The organism is Streptomyces sp. NPDC001093, from assembly GCF_040298985.1.
Taxonomy (GTDB): domain Bacteria; phylum Actinomycetota; class Actinomycetes; order Streptomycetales; family Streptomycetaceae; genus Streptomyces.
Map to the genome: position 1 here is coordinate 61,474 of NZ_JBEPBF010000014.1, position 14,992 is coordinate 76,465.

Here is a 14,992-nt window from a genome sequence, read left to right on the forward strand (position 1 = left end):
GTCTGTGTCGCAGGGCTTGCTTCCCGCGGCGCCGGTGGTGTGCGCGTACGGCTTCCGGGCCCCCGTCCTGTCCGAGGACGGGGGCCTTCGGCATTGGTCGTACGGCCCTCGAGGTGGGACGATGCTGGATATAAGCCCCCTATCCGGAAAAGGAGGGCTTCATGTCCGCCTTCCATGAAGAGATCGACGTCGACCGGTCTTCCGGCGAGGTCTGGGCGTATCTCAGCGACCCGTCCCACCTGCCGGAGTGGCAGAAGAGCGCGGTGTCGGTCGAGCAGCTCGACGACAGCCCCTTCGGACTCGGGTCCCGGATCCGGATCACCCGCCACGTCGGCCGCCGCGACGTCCCGCTGACCATGCGGGTCACCGAGTTCGAGCCGCCGCGCTCATGGAGCATGCAGGGCACCGACGGTCCGGTCCGGGGAAGGGTCCACGGCGAGGTCACCCCGCTCCCCGACGGCCGTACCCGTGTGACCATGGACCTGGACTTCGAGGGCCATGGCCTCGGCAGGGTGCTGATCCCCCTCGTCGTACGCCCCCAGGTCCGCAGGGAGCTGCCGGAGAACGAGCGGCTGCTCAAGGAGCGGCTGGAGCACACCGCCGCCTAGCCGGACGGTCCTCAGGTGGCCCGGATGGCGGCGATGTCGAACTGGAGGCGGACCTTCTCGCTCACCATGGCCCCGCCCTGGGCCAGCCGGGCGTCGTAGGCCAGCCCCCAGTCGGAGCGGTTGATGGTGGTGGTGCCGTCGAAACCGACTCGCTCGTCACCGAACGCGTCGACGACATGACCGATGTAGGTGAGTTCCAGGTCGACGGGGCGGGTGGTGTCCTTGATCGTGAGATCGCCGGTCATCCGGTAGACGTCCTCGCCCACGAGCCGCACGGCCGTGCTGGTGAAGGTCATCCGCGGATGCGCCCCGGCGTCCAGGAACTGCCGGCCGATCAGGTGCGCGTCGCGCTGCTCGACACCCGTGTCGACGCTGGCCGTGTACAGCACGATGTCGGCCCGGGAGCGGGCCGGGTCGCGGCCGTCGAAGTGGAGGCGGCTCTCGTACTCGGTGAAGGCGCCCCGCACCGTCGTCACCATCGCATGCCGCACGGAGAACCCGATCCTGCTGTGCGCGGGATCGATCAGCCACTCGCCGGTGAGGCCCGCGAGCTCGGGGGCGGGCAGAACGGCGGTGGCACGGGCCACCGGCGCGGCGGTCGCCACGGGAGCGGCGGCGGAGGGCTGCGCGCGCCGGTGGGAGGAGTTGCGGCCGAAAAGGTTCATGGTTCATGTGGGTAACGCCAGGCCGAGGGGCGCGACAAGGTCCGACCAGGAAACCCGACCGTTCGTCAGCAGAACTTCACAGCCCGCCGGAGCTCTCACAGGAGTGACGACCCCCCTCACCGAAATGCCCCGATTCAGGGTGTTGACGATATGTCTGCGGCATATGACGATAGCCGGAACAGTGAGCGCCGAACTGTCGCCCTGTGAACCGCGCGGCGCTCCCGTCTCGGCCCGAAGGAGGGCGGCAATGAAGACATCCCGGAGGCGCATGCCGGGCAAGAAATCGGCGGTGGCGGTAATGATCCTTGGGGCGGCCCTCTTCGTCGCTCCGACCGCGACCGCCGCCACCGAGAACCCGAAGCCCCAGAGTCCCGGCTTCGACCTCTGCATCCACAGCGCTGGTCCGGCCGGGCGCTTCTATTACCCGGGTTTCGCCAACGTCCCCTGCATCTGATCGGCACATCGGACGAGGAGCGGCTCAGCCACGCCCGGCTGAGCCGTCCTCGGCGCTTTCGGCGCGGACAGGGGGCCTGGTGTGGATCACCGGGCCGTCTCTGGGCCGTCAGGCTCACATGGCCTTGGCGGAAGCACGCGATCCACGGCCTTCCTGGACCTGGGTAGCCCGGTGCGCGTGCGAGTCGTCATCTGGAGGGTCACTGGCGGCTGATCGCCCGAGAGATTCCGGCAGCGACGGTGGTGGCGAGGATCCAGCCGGCGGCGGTCAGACCGTAGGCCAGCCATTGACCGGTGCCGCGGGCCGCGAAGGCGGCTCCCTGACCGAAGCTGGCGATCGGGAGCAGCACGTCCACCGTGTAGAAGAGGGCGTTGAACGGTGGGGTCTTGCCCGCTTCGAGCGGTACCGGCGGGCGCTGCGTGAAGAAGAGGGTGCCGATGGCAAGCAGCGCCAGGAGCCACAGGGCCGCGCGGAGGGGCCGGTAGCCGTAGCCGACAGTCGCGTCCTGGATGTGGCCCCACAGGCGGCGGTGGAGCGGAAGGGCGGCGCGGCGGTGGCGTTGTTTGGCAAGGAGGACCGTGCGTGCTTCGTCCTCGTGGCCCAGGCGGCGGTATGAAGTTGCGAGTTGCTCATACGGCTGCGGGACATACCCGTCAGTGCCGCGTCGGAGCCAGTCGAGGCGCTCGGGGGCTGTGAGCGGGGTGGCGAGGCTGTCGTAGACGGTCTCGGCGAGTCGGAGATCAGCAGGCCAGGAGTCCGGGGCGTCGTACAAGGTGCCCAGGTGGGCGCTGCTCGCGTCAACAGTGCCGTCGATCGGCTGCCGAGTGCGCAGGTCGGATTCCCGGGCCTGGGCCAGGCGCAGGGACACGGCGGTGCCCCCGGATTTGCAACGATGGCGTCGCGGAAGCTGAGCCGGGTACCGATGCGGCTGCCGTCGAGTTTGATGCCGCCTTCCACGCTGAGCCCCTCACCGAGGTCGAAGTTGCGGTTCACGCTGACGTCGACGGCCTCCAGGGCGATATCGCCCGAGTTGCACAGCCGGGCCCCGCAAAAGCCGATCGCCGCGCCGACTGTGGCGCCGGAGAGGATGATCCGTCCCTCGGCGGTGAAGCCTGGATGGAAGGTGAAGTCCTCGGTGACCTGGACGTGGTAGGCATCCAGGGCGTGACCCCCCGGGTTGCTGAGGGTGGCGCCCTCGAGGTCGAGCTCACCGGAGACGGAGGCGCCGGACATGCGGAGCCCGCCCTCGACGTCCAGGTTCCTGCACAGCATGTCGCCACCGGCGCGCAGATGGACGGCGGATATCGCCTCGGTGTCCGGCGCCTTGATCACTGTCTGTCTCAGGTCGACATCACCGTGGATCTGGGCCCGGGTGAGCAGCAGCGGGCCGTTCAGGCGGCACCGTGACAGCACCAGCCTGCCGTCGATCTGGGCCATACCGGCATCGAGCCCCGGCAGCGCACATCCGGTGAGGACCACCTCGTGGATCCTGGCTCCGTGCAACAGTGGCACCGCGTCGAAGCTGCAGTCTGCCAGGACGACCGGCATCAGGACCTCCGCAAAGCGCACATCCAAGAGGCCTGTGATGCGGGCCCCGGTCAGACGCAGCGCCGGCCGGTCCCCTGGGGCGGACTCGTCGCCGGCGCCGAGCAGGAGCGCTGCGATGACCTCGGCCCTTACGGTCGGCTCCTCCGATGACGCCCCGCGGCGGACGTCGACGGCGCCCCCCTGCGCGAAGCGGTTCCACAACTGGCGCTCGCCAGGGTTCAGTTCGTCAAGACGCATGACCACAATGCTCGCTCAGCCAGTGGTCCGACGGCGTGCCGAACGCCGTAGCGCCGGCCGAGATCACGGCCATGCCGCACGGGATGAGCTCCCGGCCCTCGGGGCCTTCGTCAGGGGCGTCCGATGCCGATCAGTCACGACCAGCTACAACCAGCTACGACTACTACCGACACTCGTAGCGGCCCACGGCCCCCAGGTCACCCATGTGGATCTGCGACACTGGTACAGCCATGCCTAAGCCCGGAGAACTCACTTTCGTCGCCCCGCGCGGTGCTCAGAAGCCGCCGCGGCATCTTGCCGACCTCACACCCGCCGAGCGCAAGGACGCGGTGGCCGAGATCGGTGAGAAGCCGTTCCGTGCCAAGCAGCTCTCGCAGCACTACTTCGCGCGGTACGCGCACGACCCGGAGGAGTGGACCGACATCCCCGCCGGATCGCGGGCCAAGCTCCAGGACGCACTGTTCCCCGAGCTGATGACCGTCGTGCGGCATCTGTCGACCGACCAGGGAACCACCCGTAAGACGCTGTGGCGGCTGTTCGACGGGACGCTCGTGGAGTCGGTGCTGATGCGGTACCCGGACCGGGTCACCATGTGCATCAGCTCGCAGGCGGGGTGCGGGATGAACTGCCCGTTCTGTGCGACCGGGCAGGCGGGGCTCGACCGGAATCTGTCCACCGCCGAGATCGTCCACCAGATCGTGGACGGGATGCGGGCGCTGCGGGACGGTGAGGTGCCCGGCGGGCCTGCCCGGCTCTCCAACATCGTCTTCATGGGCATGGGCGAGCCGCTCGCCAACTACAAGCGGGTCGTGGGTGCCATTCGGGCGCTGACCGATCCGGCTCCGGACGGGCTGGGGCTGTCCCAGCGGGGCATCACCGTGTCCACCGTCGGGCTCGTGCCGGCCATCCACCGGTTCGCCGACGAGGGCTTCAAGTGCCGGCTCGCGATCTCCCTGCACGCCCCCGACGACGAGCTGCGTGACACCCTCGTCCCCGTCAACACCCGCTGGAAGGTGCGCGAGGTGCTCGACGCCGGGTTCGAGTACGTCGAGAAGAGCGGGCGCCGGCTGTCCATCGAGTACGCGCTCATCCGCGACATCAATGACCAGGCGTGGCGGGGGGACCGGCTCGGCCGGCTGCTCAAGGGCAAGCCCGTGCACGTCAATCTCATCCCGCTCAACCCGACGCCGGGCTCCAAGTGGACCGCCTCGCGGCCCGAGGACGAGAAGGCCTTCGTCGAGGCCATCGCCGCGCACGGTGTGCCCGTCACCATCCGGGACACCCGTGGCCAGGAGATCGACGGAGCCTGTGGTCAGCTCGCGGCCACCGAGCGGTAATCTGGGCCGGTCCACATATCTTCCTATCCAGACACCTTCATATTCCGACAGGGGAGCGCCACAGCGCTGAGAGTGCGGCGGACAGGGCCGCAGACCCTCTGAACCTCGCCCAGGTCATTCTGGGTAGGGAGTTCGGTCATCACTCAAGCTGTTGCGCCCTGCCCGGGTCCTTTCCCCGAAAGGCCCGGGCGGGGCCGCGTCTCTTCCTGGCCAACCCCAGGAGGACATCCAGTGCAGAACAAGACCTTCGTGGCCGTGGCGGTCGGGCTCGGCCTGATCGCGCTGTCCGCGTGCGGTTCCGGCGGCGACGCCAAGTCGTCGGCGGACTCCAGGAACGTGACGCTCGTCAGCCACGACTCGTGGGCCGTGTCCAAGAACGTGCTCCAGGACTTCGAGAAGAAGACCGGGTACAAGGTCCACGTCCTCAAGGACGGCGACGCCGGGCAGGCCGTCAACAAGGCGATCCTCACCAAGGACAACCCGCAGGGCGACGTCTTCTTCGGCGTCGACAACACCCTGCTGTCCCGCGCCCTCGACAACGGCCTCTTCCAGCCGTACACCGCCAAGGGCCTCGACAAGACCGGTGCCGCCTACCAGCTCGACAAGGACAAGCACCGGGTCACACCGGTCGACTACGGCGACATCTGCGTCAACTACGACAAGAAGTACTTCGCCGACCACCGTCTGACTCCGCCGCAGACCTTCGCCGACCTCGCCAAGCCCGCGTACAGGAACCTCCTCGTCACCGAGAACGCCGCCACCTCCTCGCCCGGCCTCGGCTTCCTGCTGGGCAGCGCCGCCCAGTTCGGGGACAACGGCTGGCAGGACTACTGGAAGAAGCTCAAGGCCAACGGCGTCAAGGTCGTCGACGGCTGGGAGCAGGCCTACTACCAGGAGTTCTCCGGTTCGTCGGAGGGCAGGAAGGCCGGCGGGGACCGGCCGCTCGTCGTGTCGTACGCCTCCTCCCCGCCCGCCGAGGTCATCTACGCCAAGAAGCGGCCCAGCACCGCCCCGACCGGAGTGTCGTACGGCACCTGCTTCCGGCAGATCGAGTTCGCCGGGCTGCTCGGCAACGCCCGGAACCCCAAGGGTGCCAAGGCGTTCATCGACTTCCTGGTCTCCAAGGAGTTCCAGGAGGACATGCCGCTGAACATGTACGTCTACCCAGTGGTCGACGGGGCGAAGGTGCCCGCCGAGTTCACCGAGTACGGCAAGGCCGCCGAGCACCCCGAGACCATGGCCCCCGGCAAGATCGCCGCCAACCGTGACCAGTGGGTCAAGTCGTGGACCTCGCTCGTACTGAAGTAGCGGACCGGAAGGCCCGTACGGGGAGCGCGGCGCGGCTCGGGCTGATGGCCCTGCCCGTCGCGTTCTTCGCGCTGTTCTTCGCCTGGCCCGTGGCCGCGATCGTCGCGCGCGGGCTGAAGGTCGACGGCGCCTGGCAGCTGGGGCGGATCGCGGACGTGGTCACGCAGCCGGACATCCGGCACGTGCTGTGGTTCACCACCTGGCAGGCACTCGCCTCCACCGCGCTCACCCTGCTGCTCGCGCTGCCCGCCGCGTACGTCTTCGCCCGTCTCGACTTCCCCGGCAAGCAGGTCCTGCGGGCCGTCGTCACCGTCCCGTTCGTGCTGCCGACCGTCGTCGCCGGCAGCGCGTTCCTCGCCCTGGTCGGGCACGGCGGGCTGCTGGACGAGCTGTGGGGCGTACGGCTGGACACCACGGTGTGGGCGATCCTGCTGGCCCACGTCTTCTTCAACTACGCGGTCGTCGTACGGACGGTGGGCGGGCTGTGGTCCCAGCTCGACCCCCGGCAGGAGGAGGCCGCCCGCATGCTGGGCGCGTCTCCGTTCGGTGCCTGGCGGAAGGTCACCCTCCCGGCCCTCGGGCCCGCCGTGGCCGCCGCCGCGCTGATGGTGTTCCTGTTCACCTTCACCTCCTTCGGTGTCGTCCAGATCCTCGGCGGCCCCACCTTCTCCACCCTCGAAGTGGAGATCTACCGGCAGACCTCCGAGGTCTTCGACCTCTCCACGGCCGCCGTCCTCACCCTCGTCCAGTTCGCCGCCGTCGGCGCGATCCTCGCCGTGCACGCCTGGACGGTACGGCGCCGGGAGACCGCGCTGCGGCTGGTCGACCCCGGGGCGACCGCCCGCCGCCCGCGGGGCACCGGGCAGTGGGCCCTGCTCGCCGGCGTCCTCGTCACCGTCGCCCTGCTGCTCGTCCTGCCCCTCGCCGTCCTCGTCCGCCGCTCCCTGGACGCCCCGGGCTTCGGCTACTACCGGGCCCTGACCAACGCCGACGGCGGTACGTTCCTGGTGGCGCCCGTGCACGCGGTGTGGACCTCGTTGCAGTACGCCGTCGCCGCCACCGCCATCGCCGTCGTGATCGGAGGTCTCGCCGCCGCCGCACTGGCCCGCCGGGACGCCGGACGGCTGGTCCGGGGTTTCGACGCGCTGCTGATGCTGCCGCTGGGCGTCTCCGCCGTGACCGTCGGCTTCGGGTTCCTGATCGCCCTCGACAAGCCGCCGCTGGACCTCAGACAGTCCTGGATCCTCGTCCCGCTCGCCCAGGCGCTGGTCGGCGCACCCTTCGTCGTACGGACCATGCTGCCCGTGCTGCGCGCGGTGGACGCACGCCTCCGGGAGGCCGCCGCCGTGCTCGGGGCCTCGCCCTGGCGGGTGTGGCGGGAGGTCGATCTGCCGATGGTGCGGCGGGCGCTGCTGGTCGCGGCCGGGTTCGCGTTCGCCGTCTCGCTCGGCGAGTTCGGGGCGACCGTGTTCATCGCCCGTCCCGACAACCCGACGCTTCCGGTCGCCGTGGCCCGGCTGCTCAGCCGCCCCGGAGACCTCAACTACGGCCAGGCGATGGCCCTTTCGACCATTCTGATGGTGGTGTGCGCCGCCGCGCTGCTCATCCTGGAGCGGCTGCGCACCGACCGGACGGGGGAGTTCTGATGCTGCTGACCGGACCGGGGAGTTCTCGATGCTGCTGAGCCTCGATGCCGCGACCGTGCGCTTCGGCGGGCGGGCCGTGCTCGACGCGGTCGGTCTCGACGTCGCCGAGCACGAGGTGGTGTGTGTGCTGGGCCCCAGCGGCAGCGGGAAGTCGACCCTGCTGCGGGCGGTCGCCGGACTCCAGCCCCTGTCCGACGGCCGGGTCCTGCTCGACGGCCGGGACCAGTCGGGCGTGCCCGCTCACAAGCGGGGCGTCGGCCTGATGTTCCAGGACCACCAGCTCTTCCCGCAGCGGGACGTCGGCGCGAACGTGGCGTTCGGGCTGCGCATGCACGGCGTCGCCAAGGGCCGACGGGACACCGAGGTCGGGCGGTTGCTGGACCTGGTCGGGCTGCCCGGGGCCGCCCGGCGGGCCGTGGCCTCCCTGTCCGGCGGCGAGCAGCAGCGCGTGGCCCTCGCCAGGGCGCTCGCCCCCCGGCCCCGGCTGCTCATGCTGGACGAGCCGCTCGGTCAGCTCGACCGCTCGCTGCGCGAACGCCTGGTGGCCGAACTCCGGGAGCTGTTCGGCCGGTTGGGCACCACCGTGCTCGCCGTGACCCACGACCAGGGCGAGGCGTTCGCGCTGGCCGACCGGGTGGTGGTGATGCGGGACGGGCGGATCGCGCAGTCCGGCACGCCGCTCCAGGTGTGGCAGCGGCCCGCCGACGCCTTCGTGGCCCGCTTCCTCGGCTTCGACAACGTGGTACCGGCGACCGTCGCCGGTACGGCCGCCGACAGCCCCTGGGGCAAGCTGCCGGTCCCCGACGGCTCCCCGCAGGGCAGCCGCACGCTGCTGGTCCGGCCGGCCGGGGTACGGCTCGTGCCGGCCGACGCCGGTCTGCCCTGCACGGTGACGGCGCGCACCTTCAAGGGCACCCATGTGGCCGTCCGCCTCCAGCCCGCGGACGGGCCGCTCCTTGAGGCGGCGTGCGCGCTGCGGGAGGCACCCGAGGCCGGGGACGCGGTGGGCGTGGAGTTCGACGCGGCCGAAATCGTCGTGCTCGATTGATCGCCGTGCCTCTAGGCTGAGCGGCATGACCTTGCTCGCGCATGACCGCTACTGTGATGAAATCGCCCGGCAGGTCGAGCAGTTGAGGGCCGTGGTGGCCTCCGGCGCCGATCTGTCCGCGACCGTGCCGACCTGCCCCGACTGGTCCTTGGAGGACCTCGTACGCCATATGGGCGGCGCCCTGCGGTGGGTCGAGACGATCGTGCGCACCAGGGCGCAGGAACGTGTCCCCCGCGACCAGGTGCCGCTCGGTTCCGGGCCCGAGGAGCGGGGCGACGCGGCGGCGCTCGACAAGTGGCTGGCGGAGGCCGGTGAGCTGGTCGTCGCGGCGTTGCGCGAGGCCGGCCCGGACACCGCGGTGTGGAGCTTCATCCCGGGGAGGGCCGTCTCCGGGTTCTGGGCGCGCCGGATGACCCACGAGATCACTGTCCACCGCGCCGACGCGACCCTCGCCGCCGGGCTCGACTACGAACTCGCGCCGGAGATCGCCGTCGACACGATGGACGAGTGGCTGGACTTCGGTGTCTTCCTCCAGCAGGTCCGCGGCCATGAGGAGGCTCTGCGCCTGGACGGCCCGGCCCGCTCCATCCATCTGCACGCCACCGACGCCGACCCGGCACTGAACGCCGAGTGGCTGCTGGAGTTCGGCCCGGACGGCGTCAGCTGGCGGCGCGGCCACGAGAAGGCCACGGTCGCGCTGCGCGGCCCGCTCACCTCGGTGCTGCTCGCCTTCTACCGCCGACTGCCGCTGGACAGCCCCGGCCTTGAGGTCCTGGGCGATCGGGGCACGCTCGACTTCTGGCTGGCGCGGGCCACCTTCGGCTGAGCGCGGGCGCCTGCGTACGACCGCGGCCCGTCCCCTGGGGATAGGGGGACGGGCCGCGGAGGTGTATCGGTACCGACGGGGGAGGCGTCAGCTGTCGCCGCGCGCCCCGCGACGGCGCATGCCGAGCCAGACCGCGCCACCGCCGACGACGACCAGCGCGCCGGCGATACCGGCGATCAGCGGGGTGTTGGAGTTCGCACCGGTCTCGGCGAGGTTCGAGCTGCCGGCCGCCGGGGACGGCGCGTTGCTCGCCGTGCCCGCCGGGGCGGAGCCGGACGAGGAGGCCGACGGGGTCGGGGTCGCCGACCCGGCCGGGGTGGACGGCGACGGCGACGGCTTCGGCGTCGGGGAGCCCGTCGGCGTCGGGCTGCCGGTCTTGCAGGCGGTGGACGGGGTGCTGAGGTCGGGCGTGATGTCCTCGTCGAGGATGTTGGCCGCCTTGATGTGGACGCGGTAGGTCGCGCTCGGCTTCCAGTCCTCCGCGAAGGTGACCGCGGTGCCGGCGGCCGAGCCCTTGACCTCCTTGTCGCCCACCTTCGTCTCGACGCCACTGCTGTCCTTGAGGAACACGCTGACGTGGGCCGGGGTGCCGAAGGAGTCGTTGTCGGTGACGACGATGACCCCCTTGTCGCCGTCGCACTTGGCTTCGGCCTTGAAGTCACCGATGACGCATGCGGACGCGGAGCTGGACAGGCCCAGCACCACGGCGGCAGAGGCGGCGGAAACACCCAGGATGCGCACGGAACGGCGTGCGCTGCGGCGAGTTATGGACACGTTTGTCCTTTACAGAGTGCACAACTGCGGGGGGCTGAGGGGGTGTTGGGGTGACGGACGAACTGACGCCCCAACACCCCCAAGAGGCTCACAGGTCTATAAGCGCTCCGTAAGCAGTGTCAATGCATATGCCGCCAGGGGGCGTTGGCTTTACCTGCTTATTAACTGCCGCGATGTTTGGTCGGAGTGTCAGCCCTGAACCGCCGCCGGGTCCATCCAGATGACCTCCCAGGTGTGGCCGTCGAGGTCGTCGAAGGCGCGGCCGTACATGAAGCCGAGGTCCTGGGTCCGGCCGCTCGGGGTGGCGCCCGACGCGAGGGCCCTGTCCACGAGTTCGTCCACCTTCTCGCGGCTCTCGGCGCTCAGCGCGACCAGCACCTCGCTGGTCTTCGTGGCGTCGGCGATCTCCTTCTCGGTGAACGTGGCGTAGAACGGCTTGGTGAGCAGCATCGCGACGATGGTGTCGCTGATCACCACGGACGCGGCCTTCTCGTCGCTGAACTGCGGGTTGATCGTGTAGCCGAGCTCCGTGAAGAACTTCTTCGAGGCGTCGAGGTCGTTCACGGGCAGGTTCACGAAGATCATCTGCTGGTACATGAGGTTCTCCCTGGTGGTCCGTACTGGGGTCGGCGTGTTCGGTGGGACAGACCAGGGGCCCCGGGAGAACTCATCGGTCGCCGGAGATCTTTTTTCGGCGGTGCGCTTTCAGCGGTTCACGGGGAGGGCCGCCAGGGTGGCGACGAGCAGGGTCAGCGGGCCGAACAGCGCCATCAGGACCGCCGCGCGCAGGACGGCGGCCGTGCGCAGCATCGAGGCCGGGGCGCCGAGGCGCAGCAGCGCGGCGGTCGTGTCGGCCCGGCACTGGCGGGTCTCCACGGCCGCGGTGAGGAGGGTGGCAACCGTGCAGCCGGTGACGAGCAGCGCGCCGAGGGTGGTCAGGGGCCCGAACGCCGGTGCCGAGCCGGCGTACAGCGTGGTCATGGCGTAGCCGGCGGACGCGACCGCGCAGACGACGCCCAGGGGGCGGCCGATGCGGATGGCCTCCGCCATGAGGACCCGGCCGGCCAGGAGACGCAGGGCGCCCGGGCGGGTGGACTGCAGAAGACGGCCGCACAGGTGGGTGAGGCCGGGGGCGGCCAGCACCAGGCCGGTCGCGGTGAGCAGCCAGCCGAGGAGTACGGCGGCGTTCGCGCGGTCGGCGTAGGACTGGACCGCCAGGCCGGTGGCCAGGAGGGCGATGCCCCAGGGCAGGCCGATGGGGGCGGCGTTCCGGGGGCCGGGGACGACGTCGGCCAGGTCGCCCTCCGGCATCGGGGGCTCGGGATCGGTCTCGCCGTCCGGCCTCGTGAGGGTGCCGCCTTGACCGGGGGCGGGAGCCGCCCCGTCGGTACGACCGCCCGCGGGACGCGGATGGGGCTGCGCGCCGTCGTCGCGTGCCCCCGCGGGCCGGCGACCGGGCTGCGCGCCGTCGTCCCCCTGTCCGTTCTCGCCTTGGTCGTGCTTGTCCTGCCCGTACTCGTCCTGTACGTGCTCGACCCGACCCTGCTCGTCCTGCCCGTGCTCATCCCCTGCGTGACTGTCCCGTGCGTGCCTGCCGCGAGGATCGCCGGCCCCCGGCCGCAACCGCGCCCCGAACCTCCCGTACGCCCCGAACGTCTCCCGCGCCGCCGAGGAGCCGTACGCCCCGAAGCGGCCGTACCTGCGCAGGAGCGGGGTGGCGGGGCGGGGGTCCGTCGGGCGCAGGGCCAGGGCCACCGTGGCCGAGGCGAGGGCCGGGACCACGCCCAGCAGGGTGAGGGTCGCCGGGACGGGCAGGTGCTGACCCGCCGCCAGGAAGTCCGCCGCCGCGCCGTGGAAGGGCACGCCCGTGAGGTCGCCGCGCAGGTGGAGGAAGACCAGCAGGGCCAGCAGCGAGCCCAGCGTGCAGGACAGGGCCGTGGTCAGCGCGGAGATCGCCATCAGACGCGCCGGACCGAGGCCCACGGCGGACAGGCCCGTGCGCGGCCGGGCGCCGGGGTCGGTGCGGGCGACGGCGCTCGCGAAGTACACCGTCGCCGCGAGCGGCACCGCGCACCAGGCCAGCCGCAGCACGGCGGCGTCCGCGGCCTCGGGGTGGTTCAGGGCGTAACCGAAGCAGGACAGCAGGAGGAAGCCGGTGCCCGCCGAGGCCGCGGCCACCAGCAGGCGGCGCAGCTGGACGGCGGGCCGGGCCGCCCGGGTCAGACGGAGAGCGACCACGCGGCGCGGCCTTCCGTCTCGGGGGCGTCGGGCAGGTGCACGGTGCTGACGCGCCGGCCGTCCAGCAGGGCGACGGTGCGGTCGGCGAGGGCGGCGGTGTCGGCGTCGTGCGTGGCGAGGACCACGGTGATGCCGTGCGAGCGGGCGGCCGTGGTCAGGGTGCGCAGCACGTGGGTGCGGTCGGCGCGGTGCAGCGGAGCCGTGGGCTCGTCGGCGAAGAGGACCGTGGGGGCCGGGGCCAGCGCCCGGGCGATGGCCACGCGCTGGCGCTCGGCCTGCTGGAGTTCGTGCGGGCGGGTGCGGGCCCGGTCGCCGACGTCGAGCCGTTCCAGCCACTCCAGCGCCGCGACCTTGGCCCTGCGGCGGCTGGCGCCGCGCAGCATCAGGGGCAGCGCGGCGTTCTCCCAGGCGTTCAGCTCGGGAACCAGGACCGGGGCCGTGTCGATCCAGCCGAAGCGGTCCCGGCGCACCCGCTCCCGGCGCATCGGGCCCAGGGTGTGCAGGGGCGCGCTGTTGAACCACACCTCGCCGCTGCGCACCGGTACCAGGCCGGACAGACAGCGCAGCAGGGTCGTCTTGCCGCTGCCGCGCGGTCCGGTGACGGCGAGGATCTCGCCCTCGCGCACGCCGAGCGAGACCCCGGCGAGCCCGGGGGAGCCGTCGGGGTGCCTGAAGTGCAGGGAGCGTGCCCAGAGCACGTCGTTGTCCGGCGGGGCCTCGGCCTCCATGGGTGCACACCTCGTTCTGATCCGTTTTCCCGTGCCTGTTCCCTCGTCCGGGGGAACGAAGGCTGGGCCGATCGGTCACTGGAACGCTAGGCAGCGGTCACCGGGAGGCCGGACAGCACACGGCCCCGGGCCGCCGTTCTCACTCGAACGGGCGGCACCGGGGCCGGTACACATCAGCTGATCGGACGAATCAGGCTCAGAGCCTGGTCCATGCCTCCGTCAGCGTCGCGCGCAGGATCTGCTCGATCTCGTCGAAGGTCTCCTGGTTGGAGATCAGCGGCGGGGCGAGCTGGACGACCGGGTCGCCGCGGTCGTCGGCACGGCAGTACAGGCCGTTGTCGAACAGCGCCTTGGAGAGGAAGCCGTACAGGACGCGCTCGGTCTCCTCCTCGTTGAAGGACTCCTTGGTGTTCTTGTCCTTCACCAGCTCGATGCCGTAGAAGAAGCCGTTGCCGCGGACGTCGCCGACGATCGGCAGGTCGTGCAGCTTCTGCAGGGTCTGCAGGAAGGCGCCCTCGTTGTCCAGCACGTGCTGGTTCAGGCCCTCGCGCTCGAACAGGTCGAGGTTGGCCAGACCCACCGCGGCGGACACCGGGTGGCCGCCGAAGGTGTAGCCGTGCAGGAAGGTGTTGTCGCCCTTGTAGAACGGCTCGGCGAGCTTGTCGGAGATGATGCAGGCGCCGATCGGGGAGTATCCCGAGGTCATGCCCTTGGCGCAGGTGATCATGTCCGGGACGTAGCCGAACTTGTCACAGGCGAACATCGTGCCGAGGCGGCCGAAGGCGCAGATGACCTCGTCCGACACGAGCAGCACGTCGTACTTGTCGCAGATCTCGCGCACGCGCTGGAAGTACCCGGGCGGCGGCGGGAAGCAGCCGCCGGCGTTCTGCACCGGCTCCAGGAAGACCGCGGCGACGGTGTCCGGGCCCTCGAAGAGGATCTGCTGCTCGATCTGGTCGGCGGCCCAGCGGCCGAAGGCCTCCGGGTCGTCGCCGAAGATCGGGGCGCGGTAGATGTTGGTGTTCGGCACCTTGTGCGCGCCCGGGACGAGCGGCTCGAACGGCGCCTTCAGACCGGGCAGACCCGTGATGGACAGGGCGCCCTGCGGGGTGCCGTGATAGGCGACCGCACGCGAGATGACCTTGTACTTGGTGGGCTTGCCGGTCAGCTTGAAGTACTGCTTGGCGAGCTTCCAGGCGGTTTCCACGGCCTCGCCGCCGCCGGTGGTGAAGAAGACCTTGTTCAGATCGCCCGGGGCGTAGTCGGCGAGGCGCTCGGCCAGCTCGACGGCCTTCGGGTGGGCGTAGGACCACACCGGGAAGAAGGCCAGCTCCTGCGCCTGCTTGAACGCGGTCTCGGCGAGTTCCGTACGGCCGTGACCGGCCTGGACCACGAACAGACCCGCGAGACCGTCGAGGTAGCGCTTGCCCTTGTCGTCGTAGATGTAGGTGCCCTCACCCCGGACGATGGTCGGGACGGGGGACTTCTCGTACGAGGACATGCGGGTGAAGTGCATCCACAGGTGGTCGTACGCGGTGCGGCTGAGGTCCTTGGTGCTCACGGTTATCGGGTCCT

Annotated in this window: 15 protein-coding genes; 8 read left to right on the top strand and 7 right to left on the bottom strand. The window is 70.9% G+C overall.

What is annotated here, in order from left to right:
* The first annotated feature begins 161 nt into the window (after positions 1–161).
* The gene (locus tag ABT288_RS10065) at positions 162–608 is read left to right on the top strand and encodes an SRPBCC family protein (protein WP_351604654.1); all 447 of its coding nucleotides are present in this window, start codon (positions 162–164) and stop codon (positions 606–608) included.
* An 11-nt stretch (positions 609–619) separates the two neighbouring features.
* Here the strand turns inward: ABT288_RS10065 and ABT288_RS10070 are convergent, their stop codons facing one another.
* A complete protein-coding gene (locus ABT288_RS10070; RefSeq protein WP_351604656.1) occupies positions 620–1,273 on the bottom strand; it encodes a YceI family protein in 654 nt (217 codons plus the stop codon).
* Positions 1,274–1,520: 247 nt separating this feature from the next.
* Here ABT288_RS10070 and ABT288_RS10075 point away from each other — a divergent pair, with 247 nt between their 5' ends.
* Positions 1,521–1,727, top strand: a complete 207-nt coding sequence (locus tag ABT288_RS10075; protein ID WP_351604657.1) for a hypothetical protein — start codon at positions 1,521–1,523, stop codon at positions 1,725–1,727.
* A gap of 199 nt (positions 1,728–1,926) precedes the next feature.
* On the opposite strand, the gene ABT288_RS10080 is transcribed toward ABT288_RS10075, so the two are convergent.
* Positions 1,927–2,595: a hypothetical protein gene (locus ABT288_RS10080; RefSeq protein WP_351604659.1), complete on the bottom strand. Its 669-nt coding sequence runs from the start codon at positions 2,593–2,595 to the stop codon at positions 1,927–1,929.
* 248 nt (positions 2,596–2,843) lie between these two features.
* On the opposite strand from ABT288_RS10080, the gene ABT288_RS10085 reads away from it, so the two are divergent.
* From ABT288_RS10085 to ABT288_RS10110, 6 genes are all read left to right on the top strand, one after another.
* Positions 2,844–3,134: a hypothetical protein gene (locus ABT288_RS10085; protein WP_351604661.1), complete on the top strand. Its 291-nt coding sequence runs from the start codon at positions 2,844–2,846 to the stop codon at positions 3,132–3,134.
* A gap of 608 nt (positions 3,135–3,742) precedes the next feature.
* The gene (rlmN, locus tag ABT288_RS10090) at positions 3,743–4,849 is read left to right on the top strand and encodes a dual-specificity RNA methyltransferase RlmN (protein WP_351604663.1); all 1,107 of its coding nucleotides are present in this window, start codon (positions 3,743–3,745) and stop codon (positions 4,847–4,849) included.
* Between the two features lie 231 nt (positions 4,850–5,080).
* Entirely contained in the window at positions 5,081–6,157 is a 1,077-nt protein-coding gene (locus tag ABT288_RS10095) for a thiamine ABC transporter substrate-binding protein (RefSeq protein ID WP_351604665.1), read from the top strand.
* Between the two features lie 44 nt (positions 6,158–6,201).
* A complete protein-coding gene (locus ABT288_RS10100; protein ID WP_351604738.1) occupies positions 6,202–7,803 on the top strand; it encodes an ABC transporter permease in 1,602 nt (533 codons plus the stop codon).
* A 28-nt stretch (positions 7,804–7,831) separates the two neighbouring features.
* Entirely contained in the window at positions 7,832–8,851 is a 1,020-nt protein-coding gene (locus ABT288_RS10105; protein WP_351604666.1) for an ABC transporter ATP-binding protein, read from the top strand.
* Positions 8,852–8,876: 25 nt separating this feature from the next.
* Positions 8,877–9,677, top strand: coding sequence for a maleylpyruvate isomerase family mycothiol-dependent enzyme (locus tag ABT288_RS10110; RefSeq protein ID WP_351604667.1), 801 nt, complete (start codon positions 8,877–8,879; stop codon positions 9,675–9,677).
* Positions 9,678–9,764: 87 nt separating this feature from the next.
* On the opposite strand, the gene ABT288_RS10115 is transcribed toward ABT288_RS10110, so the two are convergent.
* From ABT288_RS10115 to ABT288_RS10135, 5 genes are all read right to left on the bottom strand, one after another.
* Complete coding sequence (locus ABT288_RS10115; protein ID WP_351604668.1) at positions 9,765–10,451, bottom strand: LAETG motif-containing sortase-dependent surface protein; 687 nt, start codon at positions 10,449–10,451, stop codon at positions 9,765–9,767.
* Between the two features lie 189 nt (positions 10,452–10,640).
* On the bottom strand, positions 10,641–11,048 hold the full coding sequence (locus ABT288_RS10120; RefSeq protein WP_351604670.1) for a VOC family protein: 408 nt from the start codon (positions 11,046–11,048) through the stop codon (positions 10,641–10,643).
* A 108-nt stretch (positions 11,049–11,156) separates the two neighbouring features.
* Positions 11,157–12,689, bottom strand: coding sequence for a hypothetical protein (locus ABT288_RS10125; protein WP_351604672.1), 1,533 nt, complete (start codon positions 12,687–12,689; stop codon positions 11,157–11,159).
* A complete protein-coding gene (locus ABT288_RS10130; RefSeq protein ID WP_351604673.1) occupies positions 12,671–13,417 on the bottom strand; it encodes an ABC transporter ATP-binding protein in 747 nt (248 codons plus the stop codon). Before ABT288_RS10130 ends, ABT288_RS10125 begins: the two co-directional genes overlap by 19 nt.
* Positions 13,418–13,613: 196 nt before the next feature.
* Positions 13,614–14,978 carry an aspartate aminotransferase family protein gene (locus tag ABT288_RS10135; protein WP_351604675.1) on the bottom strand — a complete coding sequence of 455 codons (1,365 nt, stop codon included), beginning with the start codon at positions 14,976–14,978 and terminating at the stop codon, positions 13,614–13,616.
* Between the last annotated feature and the right edge of the window lie 14 nt (positions 14,979–14,992).